Origin of the sequence: Anabaena sp. UHCC 0253, from assembly GCF_009712085.1 — a bacterium.
In the GTDB taxonomy this organism is placed as follows: domain Bacteria; phylum Cyanobacteriota; class Cyanobacteriia; order Cyanobacteriales; family Nostocaceae; genus Dolichospermum.
In genome coordinates, this window is record NZ_VILD01000001.1 from 506,822 (window position 1) to 511,496 (window position 4,675).

Genomic DNA, 4,675 nt, shown 5'->3' on the forward strand with positions numbered 1-4,675 from the left:
GCTGATTTTTGTATTTTCTCAGGTATAAATTTTAATTAAGAAAGGGGATTTAACCACAACACTAAAATCTGTTTTAATGTGTTTAAATCACGGTAAACTTCTTGCTTGAACCATTGTCCTAAAGCATCAAAAGGACTAAACGCAGTTCCTTGTTTCCATGTAATATCTTGTCCTAGTGGTGTAGTATGAGTTCCGGATAAAGTTTGTATAGTTACCATATCAGGAAAGAGTTGTTGTAAAATTGGGGTTAAGGTTAATGATTGATCTAATGTGTCTTTATTAAATTTTATGAGTAAATTGCGCCGGATTCGATAGCTTTCTCGGACTATCTGGTTAGTTTGTGCTGGGGTGGGTGTAAATTCAATAGCTAATGTAGAATTTAATTGTTCTACTAAGGGGATGGCCTCATTTGCTGCAAAGTTATTAAAAGATATTAAAATGTTACCTGCACGTTGTACAGGAAAAAGACTACCAATTAACAAATGCAGTTTGCAACCCATACTATGTCCTACTCCATAGGTAGGGAGGTAGAGTTTGCGTAATTCTCCTGAGTCCTGTAAACGTTCTCTAGTGCGTTCAAAGTTGAGTAATACGGATTCGGCGATCGCAATATGATCTAATGTATTCACAAAAGGTGTAGCAATAACCACATATCCTTGATTAGCCAGATGTTCGAGTAACCAACGATACGTTAAATGTGGTAAAGTGGCGACAAAAGCACCACCTAAAAAATGAATAATACCGATTGGGTTGCGAGGAACAAGAACCCAATTACCCCTAATTTCTTTCCAGTTCATTTCCACAGTTTTGGAGTGTGTGACAATCGAATTTCTCAAATATAGATGAAGTCAGGGAAACTTGAGAGAATATATTTCCCATGTCTACATCTTAATCTAAACACATCTATTGTATTATTTTTAACTCTTGTTTTTTAAACTTTTCATTTCCTGCTGTACATCTAAGGAAATTTGCAACGCTTCATTTAATAATCTGCTATGTTCTGTAGCTTCTTCAGTCACTTGCATTGATGCTAAAGCTGCTAAATTATTGGCAAATAAATTAGAATTGGTAATAATAAAATTTTTATTCTCTCGCAAAATTTTTTCTGTCTTTAAAGCGCGTATTAAATCTTCTTTTGTAAGTTTAAGTGCTTCAATTACTTTTTCTCTTCCTTCTATTCCTACTTGGAGATTTCCAGCTTCCTCAATTTGGTCATTAATATCTATCGCTTTAATCACAGAATTATATCTTTCCACATCATTGAGTAAAATTCTCAAAGAATTTGTGATGTTCTTTTTGAGAATCTTGCTTTTATGCTGCCAGATTAAATACCATAAAGTTTGTATAGTTCCACCTATCCACAAACTGAAAATAATCAACAATAACCAAGATGGAATTGTTAAATTGTTAAAAAATAATTTAACAACAATATCTACTAATAGATAAGTAAAAACCGAAATAGAAAGTCCGACAAAAACTACAGTTGCACTTTCCGTCCCTTGGGCTTTTCTGAGTAAGTTTTGACTGAATTGCTGAATTTTATCAGTAATAATTATTAATTTATTATTAACAGGTAAGTTAGTCAATTCTCGCAAATCATCATGACTAATATTCAATCCCTGTAAATCATTTCGCACAGTTGCTAAATCCTTAACATACTATTGATTTAGTCTAATATAACAAGCAGATTTTATTAATTATAGTAAATTCAATATTCTGTTGCTGCTCACTGCTAACAATACCAATATACACCAGGAGTCAGGGATACCCCCGTACTGGCTTTGTGTATAGGTTTAAATTTAGATTCTGTACCTCATTAGATATGTAATCTGCTGTATAACAATCCTCAATCATTTCTAGCTCTAGGATAACTAGTACAGTAGGGCGTAAGTCAACCAACCATTAAGAATTCTCAAGAAGCTTGTGTAATATGCTTTTTTAATTTTTAATTTTTAATTCCGCCCTGCGGTACTAGGATACTTCTAATAAATAGCTCATACAGTGTCCCATTAAAAAATAAACCACCAGCATAGCTGCGGCAGCTAGAGCCACGAGTGTACCAGCCAACATGAGAGAGAATTCTTTATGCTCATAGGCTTTTTCCATCAGGTGTAGAGACCATGCTACAAGTGCTACATCAAAGATTAAAATAGGAATCAACATATTTCTTAATATTTCTTAATAGTAGTCATCTAATCTTAACACTATTTCGGGTAACTGTGCTTGATTCCAGAGATGTAGTTAGTCGTATCGGATGTCAAGTAGAAAGGCGAACAGGAATATGGCGTTCATGCAAATAGGTTTTAATTTGGGAAACACTGAGTTGACCGTAATGTAACAATGATGCGAGAAGTGCAGCTTCGGCTTTACCTTCTGTTAAAGCAGTGTGGATGTGTTCACAATTGCCAGCACCACCAGAAGCGATGACAGGAATTTCTACTGCATTAGCGATCGCTTTTGTCAACTCCAAATCATAACCAGCTTGAGTGCCATCAGCATCCATACTTGTCACCAACAATTCTCCAGCCCCCCGTTTTGTGACTTCTTCAGCCCACCAGAGGACATCAATCCCCGTATTTTCCCGCCCACCACGGACATAGACATCCCAGCCAGGATTTTCAGGATTAACCCTACGTCTGGCATCAATAGCGACAACAATACATTGATTACCAAAGCGATCGCTTGCTTGATTGATGAAATCAGGATTTCTGACCGCCGCAGAATTAATACTAACCTTATCAGCCCCGGCTCGTAACAAACCTTTAACATTTTCTAAGGTTTGAATCCCACCACCCACAGTTAATGGAATAAAGACCTGTTCAGCAGTCCGGTAAACTACATCAATAATTGTGTCCCTGTCTTCATGAGTAGCCGTAATATCTAGAAACACTAACTCATCTGCACCGGCTTCATTGTAAACCTTAGCTAGTTCTACGGGATCACCCGCATCCTTCAAATCAACAAAGTTAATTCCTTTAACAACTCTGCCCGCCTTAACATCTAAGCAAGGTAAGATTCTTTTAGACAACATAACGACTTTTCACTCCTAGTAATTGCTCGAAATTCACATTGTAAAGGTAATTGGGGAATAGGTGACGAGACTGAGAATTTAATTAAGTATGGCTAGTATGTAGGGGCGCAGGTCCTGCGCCCAGTCAGGAGTATGGCTTACGCCACGCTATCAGTAAACCATAAATAAATTTGAAGTGCATTGAAACTTTACTTGTCATGTCGAAGCAGTAAAAACGCAGAAATTAAAGAGTTAGGGATGAAAAATCTTAAATTTCAATAATAAAAATTGCCCCCATGGGATGATTTTCCTCAACTTTGATATATCCCTCATGAGCTTCAACAATCATTTTACAGAAAGCTAAACCCAAACCAATCTGATATGCACCTGTAATCATATTTCCTATTTCATATTTTGCAAAAATAACTTCCCTTAATTCCTCTTGTACTCCTGGACCAGCATCACTTATTTGAATGCGAAATTTTCCTGATGATGTATATTCAGCAAAAAAGGAAATTTGACTTTCTTCAGGTGTAAATTTAATCGCGTTAGAAAGTAAATTATCAATAACGCGCCGGAAAAGACTTGCATCTACACTAACTAGAGTTCCTGGTTCAGGGAGTTTAGTAATTAATTCTATATTCTTCTTATTTATAGTTAATTCTATATCGGAAATAGCAGATAAACAAATATCAAATATATCAGTATCTGTCCGGTGAATTATCATTTTTCCCGAATCTAATTTTGCCATAATTAATAAACTATCAATCATAGCCTGTAATTTTTGGGCATTAGTGATAATTTGACTAGTTTTTTTCTCTTGACGTTCTGGTGAATAGTCTGTAATTCGCAAAATTTCCGCAGACATAATAATAGCAGTCAGGGGATTTCGCAAATCATGAACTATCATATTAGAAAGGTCTTCCCGCAAATATAAAGTTTCTTGTAAAGCATCATATTGTTGTTTAATACGCAACATAGAACGCATTCGAGAACGTAATTCTAAACCATTAATGGGTTTACTAATAAAGTCATCTGCACCTGCTAATAAACATTGGGATAAATCCTCTTTACTAGAAAGGGCTGTCACCATAATCACAGGGATATGTTTCCAAAGAGAATTGGATTTGAATTTTTGACAGAATTCGATACCATTCATTTCTGGCATCATCACATCTAATAAAATTACATCAGGTTTAAAATAGCCTAAAAGATCCAGAGCTTGTTTGCCATTACTAACATAGCTCAATTCATAACCTTGATTATCTAATAATGTATCAATTACATCAAAATTATCAGGTTCATCATCAATAATTAAAATTTTAGGTGGAATAGCCATATCTAAAGGTTAGGATTGAGTTAATAGGGTTTGAATTTTATCAAGGATAATTTTCAATTTGACGGGTTTTGTAAAATATTCATTTACTCCGACGGCGATACATTTTTCTCGATGACTGCTATCCATATTATTGATATCTGATGGAGTTGCAGCCGCCAAAACAATAATAGGTATATGCTGAAACTGCTGATTGGCACGAATGTAGGGAATTATTTCTAGTTTATCTATGCTTTGTATTGGCATATCTATAAGAATAAGATCAGGGTTTTCTGCTGTAATGATATTTATAAATTCTGCTTTTTCATTTACCAAAAATCACGTGATAT

The 4,675-nt window shown here is 35.2% G+C and carries 6 protein-coding genes; all 6 read right to left on the bottom strand.

The features are described 5' to 3' along the window. Positions 1-35: 35 nt before the first annotated feature. Entirely contained in the window at positions 36-797 is a 762-nt protein-coding gene (locus FJR38_RS02260; protein WP_168494751.1) for a DUF1350 family protein, read from the bottom strand. Between the two features lie 120 nt (positions 798-917). Then, positions 918-1,637 carry a hypothetical protein gene (locus FJR38_RS02265; RefSeq protein WP_168494749.1) on the bottom strand — a complete coding sequence of 240 codons (720 nt, stop codon included), beginning with the start codon at positions 1,635-1,637 and terminating at the stop codon, positions 918-920. Positions 1,638-1,971: 334 nt separating this feature from the next. Continuing rightward, entirely contained in the window at positions 1,972-2,163 is a 192-nt protein-coding gene (locus FJR38_RS02270; RefSeq protein ID WP_168494747.1) for a hypothetical protein, read from the bottom strand. A 94-nt stretch (positions 2,164-2,257) separates the two neighbouring features. Continuing rightward, positions 2,258-3,031, bottom strand: a complete 774-nt coding sequence (gene hisF / locus FJR38_RS02275) for an imidazole glycerol phosphate synthase subunit HisF (RefSeq protein ID WP_168494744.1) — start codon at positions 3,029-3,031, stop codon at positions 2,258-2,260. 247 nt (positions 3,032-3,278) lie between these two features. Next, on the bottom strand, positions 3,279-4,349 hold the full coding sequence (locus tag FJR38_RS02280) for a response regulator (protein WP_168535162.1): 1,071 nt from the start codon (positions 4,347-4,349) through the stop codon (positions 3,279-3,281). 9 nt (positions 4,350-4,358) lie between these two features. Continuing rightward, positions 4,359-4,661: a PleD family two-component system response regulator gene (locus FJR38_RS02285; RefSeq protein ID WP_168535164.1), complete on the bottom strand. Its 303-nt coding sequence runs from the start codon at positions 4,659-4,661 to the stop codon at positions 4,359-4,361. Positions 4,662-4,675: the final 14 nt, after the last annotated feature.

Bases quoted from the DNA above. Each gene is read 5' to 3' on its own strand.
- FJR38_RS02270 (WP_168494747.1), bottom strand. From the start codon at position 2,163: ATGTTGATTCCTATTTTAATCTTTGATGTAGCACTTGTAGCATGGTCT.
- FJR38_RS02260 (WP_168494751.1), bottom strand. From the start codon at position 797: ATGAACTGGAAAGAAATTAGGGGTAATTGGGTTCTTGTTCCTCGCAAC.
- hisF (WP_168494744.1), bottom strand. From the start codon at position 3,031: ATGTTGTCTAAAAGAATCTTACCTTGCTTAGATGTTAAGGCGGGCAGA.
- FJR38_RS02280 (WP_168535162.1), bottom strand. From the start codon at position 4,349: ATGGCTATTCCACCTAAAATTTTAATTATTGATGATGAACCTGATAAT.